General features: G+C 37.0%; 1 protein-coding gene and 1 pseudogene. One reads left to right on the forward strand and one right to left on the reverse strand.

Going from position 1 to position 370, the window contains the following annotated elements:
• Window positions 1-108, forward strand: a pseudogene (locus CWC11_RS23470) (EamA family transporter RarD); the annotation flags it as partial.
• 46 nt (window positions 109-154) lie between these two features.
• On the opposite strand, the gene CWC11_RS22270 reads toward CWC11_RS23470, so the two are convergent.
• A partial coding sequence (locus tag CWC11_RS22270; protein WP_138684274.1) for a GGDEF domain-containing protein occupies window positions 155-370 on the reverse strand: 216 nt, incomplete at its 5' end.

Here is a 370-nt window from a genome sequence, read left to right on the forward strand (position 1 = left end):
GTTGTGCTTTATGGCGAAACATTTACAACTGAGCGAATTTTAACGTTTGCGTGTATTTGGACTGCACTTGCTTTGTTTAGCTGGGACAGTTATCGCGTTTCAAAGTAATGGTTATGTAATTACTTATAATAAAACAGGGCCAGACAGGTGGCCCTTAATGTATAATTCTGTTTCTGCCTTGCTCTTTTGCATCATACAGTTTTACATCTGCGGCCTTGAGTAACGCATCAATTTTTTGTTCTACCATAGAAACAAAGCCGATGGAGATGGTGAAGTGAATTTTATGTGGGGTTAAAGACACACTATTTGAGTCTAAATATTGCCTAAAGAGTTCTAATTGATTTAGATTGTCTTCAATAGAACCTTGTTG

This window comes from Pseudoalteromonas sp. S3178 (assembly GCF_005886985.1).
In the GTDB taxonomy this organism is placed as follows: Bacteria; Pseudomonadota; Gammaproteobacteria; order Enterobacterales; family Alteromonadaceae; genus Pseudoalteromonas; species Pseudoalteromonas carrageenovora.